Raw genomic sequence first — 4,076 nt, forward strand, 5'->3', positions numbered from 1 at the left:
CTGAACGGCGGCGAGCTCACCTTCGATCCGTCCGGCACGGCCTACGCCAACCTCGTGATCGGCGCGCATGAGGAGGTAAGCTACAGCTACACCGTCTCGGACGGGACGGCGAGCGCCACCGCCGATGTCGACGTGGAATACTGCGGCGCGGTCAACACGCTCGAGACGATCGCGGCGAGCCTTCCGAGCACCGGGACGATCTCCGTCTCCGACGACAACTCGCCCGGCGGCGTCTACTACACGACGACGATCTCCGGGACCGGCGACGATCGTCTCGACGGGAAGTCCTTCGACATCGCCTACTGCCTGGTACAGGCTGACGTGCTCTATTTCGAGGTGGACACTCCGGCGGACATCTATCTCGCCGATGAGAGCTCGATCCCGAGCGGCGCTCTCGCCAAGCCGGAGCATCTCGATCTCGTGAACTGGATCATCAACCAGGGGTTCGAGAATATGGACAACGGTGACGGCACCGGGGCGACCTACACCGAGGCGGAGATCCAGGGGGCGATCTGGGGCCTGCTCGACGACTTGAACTGGGTCCCGCCTGGCACCGGCACCCGCGAGAACGCGACCGAGATCATGGAGCTGGCGCAAGCCGATGGCGAGGGCTTCACGCCGGGCGAAGGTGATGTCGTCGGCCTCTTCCTTCTGCCGACCGACGCGGCCACGCCGGAGGACAACGACCAGGCTTCGATCATCGGCGTGCGGTTCGAGGACCTCGCGCAGGACTGCTTCTGCCTTTGATGCCAAAGTCCAAGCCGGGCCCCCGTGGCTCGGCTTGGGTCCATCGCGGCGACGCGAGATTGCGAACTCGGGACGGTCGCCGCGCAACCCGCGGCGGCCGGAATCGATCGGGGCGCCCATGCGCCCGGCAGCCGAGGTCCGATCAGAAGAACGCCCGCGGACCGGTCTGGGCGAGTGGGCGGCCGAGTTGCTTCCGGCCGAGCCCGCGCCGTGGCCGGAGNGGGCGCCCATGCGCCCGGCAGCCGAGGTCCGATCAGAAGAACGCCCGCGGACCGGTCTGGGCGAGTGGGCGGCCGAGTTGCTTCCGGCCGAGCCCGCGCCGTGGCCGGAGCGCGCATCCTGGCGAAGGCGTAGCCTCCGCCGCGGTGAAGTTCCAGCGCCCCGCTCGACGGTAGCCGAAGACCGCCCCCGCGGGGCAAGGCGGTCGCGGCCGGGAAGCACTCGCCGGTCACCTTCGCGCGTACGCCGGCGCGGCTAGCCCGCGCGAATACGCCCGCGGCGAGCGGTCCACGCCCTGGCTCCGCGACAGGTCTTCGTGGATCGATGACCGTCTCCGGTGCCACCCCGCCCTCGCCCCGCGGAACCACGCGACCCACCCGCGTACCGACAGGACTGCTCGTATTGCGATGGTCATTCCCTGAATGAACCGCCCGTCGCGGGCGGGCCCAAATGAATCGCGCATGTCGCGGAGTTTCCTGCTATCGTCCCCAACTGTTTCTCGACTGCCCGTTGGAGAACGCCGTTGGCACGCAATTTCATTATGCTTTCGATCGACGACATGAGGATGCTCAGCAACTGGGGGCATTTCGCGCCTCTCGTCGAGACACCCAACATGGACCGCCTGATCGCGATGGGAACCGGTTTCGAGCGGGCGGTGTCGCAGGTTCCGCTCTGCAACCCGTCCCGCGCCAGTGTCCTTTCCGGGACGCAGCCGAGCCAGACCGGCATTCTCGACAATTCGGTGAACTGGGACGAGCGCATCAGCCCGGCCGACACGCTTTTCGGGGTCCTGAAGGCCGCGGGCGTTTATACCGCCTCCTTCGGCAAGATCTTCCATGACGAGATCGCCATGAACGCCCAGCAGCGGAGCGTCATGTTCGACGAATTCGTGATGGGCTTCCCCTACCAGGGCCCGAGCTCCCAGGTCATTCGCGATGAGGTCTGGCAGGACATCCCCTTCGACTCGGGGCGATACGGCGGGAACGACCTGCGCGACGATGCGACGGTCGCCCAGGCGCTGGACTTCCTGACCACCCGCGCGGGCGACCTCGCCGATCCGTTCTTCCTCGCCGTCGGCATCACCAAGCCGCACCCCAACTGGTGGGTTCCGGCGGCCTACTTCGACCTCTACGACCCGGCGGAGATCCGGGCGGCGCTGGCCCAAAGCCTGGAGGACGGCACGATCATCCCGGGCAACGGCGAGTATTTCGACGTGCCGCCGATGTCGGTCCCCTCCCCGAAGCATCCCCAGATCGCGGCCGACCTCGACCTCTGGGCCGACTACATCCACGGCTACCTCGCCTCGGCGAGCTACGCCGATGCGAAGGTGGGCCAGATCCTCGACGCGCTCGCCGCCGATCCCGCGCTCGCCGCGGAGACCTCGATCCTGTTCTGGAGCGATCAGGGCTACCATCTCGGCGACAAGGACCAGTGGGGCAAGTTCACCCACTGGCGCGAGGCGACCGAGGTGCCGTTCATCCTCGTGGAGCCCGGGATGGAGGGCGGGCAGCTCGCGCGCCAGACCGTCAGCCTCGTCGACATCTTTCCGACCGTGCTCGACTCGATGGGGATCGCCGTTCCCGCGCGCCTTGGGCTGCCCGGCGAGAGTCTGCTGCCGATCGCGGAGAACCCCGATCTGCCCTGGTACGATCCGTCGACCGGCCGGGGCATCGCGCTGACGACGATCAACGGCTCCGTCTCGATCCGGGCACAGATCCCGGATGGGGAAGAATACCGCTACACCCGCTATCCCGACGGGACCCAGGAGCTCTACAATCTCACCCAGGACCCGAACGAGCACGTCAACCGCGTCGCCTACGATACCGGGCAGGGCCTGACGGCGGCGGATGACGCCATCCGGGACACGATGAGCGCGCTGATGGATGACCAGCTGGACCAGAACGGCTACCGGTTCGGCGATGGGGTCAATCCGGTGACGGGGACCGCGGCGGACGAGATCCTGGTCACGGCGACCGAGGCCGGCACGACGAACATTCTCGCGGGCGCGGATGGCGACGATACCTATCTCCTCCATCGCGGCGCGACGATCACCGAGACCGCGGACGGCGGCACCGACATGATCGTGATGCGCAACAACGCGCTCGAGGCCGGTTTCGCGATCCCGGAGAATGTCGAGATCGTCCAGATCAACGGACCGCGGTTCACCGGCGACTCGGCGTCGAACCGGATCATCGGGAGCGCGAGCGCGAACCGGCTCGACGGCGAGGGCGGAGGCGATATGCTCTCGGGTCTCGGCAACGGCGACGTGCTGAACGGCGGCTCGGGGCGGGACACGCTGCTCGGTTCGCATGGCAACGACAGCCTCACGGGCGGCACCGGGGCCGACCTGCTGGAGGGCGGGACGGGAACCGACCGGTTCATCTACACGACGATCAACGACTCGACCCGGACGGCGCCGGACACGATCATCGATCTCGGCGGGCCCTGGAAGGCGACCGGTGGCGACCGGATCGATCTCTCGGCGCTCGACGCGAATGCGCTGCTCGCGGGCAACCAGACCTTCCAGTTCGGCGGGACGGGGACCGGGCGCCTGCGGCTCATCAACAACGGGAGCAACACGGAAGTCCTCGGCAACACCGACCGCGACAGCGCGCCCGAGGTCCGGATCATCCTGGCCGACGGAAGCACGCAGGCGAGCGCCTACGGAGCGGCGGACTTCATCCTCTGAGGCGCCGCCCGGCGCATGCCGGCGCCCGAGTGCTGGGCATGACGGGCGCACCGTTCGGGCAGTTGAGCGTTCCCGGGCGTCGGAGTTGCAAGGCGGAGCTGTCGTTCCGTCGGACTCGCGGATCAGCGGCCCGAGCGCATCGCGGTCTGCCCGGTTCGCCGGCGACCGAGATCGATCACCTCGCCAGCGGACACAACCGCGCCGAGAAGAACGCGGGCCCTCGCGCCTTCCTCGCGTCCCGGCTCAACGGCCGACGGCTCTTCGGCGCATTTCCTTCGGGGTCTGGCCGCGTACCCTGCGCATCGTGGTGTACCGGGGCACGGATTTGAGACAGCGCTTTGCGCCGGTTACGCCGCCAGTTTGACCGTGGCGGCTTCGGTTTCAAGGCCGAGTTGCGCGGCCCGGATCTGATCGGGCGTCT

Annotated in this window: 2 protein-coding genes; both read left to right on the plus strand. The window is 68.0% G+C overall.

Translation table 11 applies throughout. The annotated features are described in order from the left end of the window. On the plus strand, positions 1-747 hold a 747-nt coding region (locus tag ACLJK8_RS22195), incomplete at its 5' end, for a thioester domain-containing protein (RefSeq protein WP_413152598.1). 742 nt (positions 748-1,489) lie between these two features. After that, positions 1,490-3,655, plus strand: coding sequence for a sulfatase-like hydrolase/transferase (locus ACLJK8_RS22200; protein WP_413152599.1), 2,166 nt, complete (start codon positions 1,490-1,492; stop codon positions 3,653-3,655). The last annotated feature ends 421 nt before the right edge of the window (positions 3,656-4,076 follow it).

The sequence above is a fragment of the Amaricoccus sp. W119 genome, assembly GCF_047275745.1.
In the GTDB taxonomy this organism is placed as follows: Bacteria; Pseudomonadota; Alphaproteobacteria; order Rhodobacterales; family Rhodobacteraceae; genus Amaricoccus.